General features: G+C 66.8%; 1 protein-coding gene. It reads left to right on the forward strand.

The features are described 5' to 3' along the window. The coding region (locus tag Mlute_RS15415) for a response regulator (protein WP_119361354.1) at positions 1–391 on the forward strand (391 nt) is incomplete at both ends.

The following is a 391-nucleotide window of genomic DNA, read 5'->3' on the forward strand; positions in this document are numbered from 1 at the left end:
CGATGGGCGGCAGGCTTTGAGCCTGGTGCGGGCAGCCCGGCCAGACCTGGTGCTTCTGGACATCATGCTCCCCGAGATGGACGGGCTCGAGGTGCTGCGCCGCATCCGCAGCAGCGGGAACACCCCGGTCATCCTGGTGACCGCCCGCGCCGAGGACCTGGATAAATTGCTCGGCCTGGAGCTGGGGGCTGACGACTATGTGACCAAGCCCTTTAGCCCGCGCGAGGTGGTGGCCCGGGTCAAGGCGGTGCTGCGCAGGGTGGTTTTGGCCGAGGCCCCGAAGACCCTGGTTCGGGTAGGGCCTTTGGAGATTGACAGCGAGAAGGTGGTGGCCCGCCTAGGAGGGGTGCGGCTGGAACTTACCCCTACCGAGTTTCGCTTGCTGGAGACC

Origin of the sequence: Meiothermus luteus, from assembly GCF_003574085.1 — a bacterium.
Taxonomy (GTDB): Bacteria; Deinococcota; Deinococci; order Deinococcales; family Thermaceae; genus Meiothermus; species Meiothermus luteus.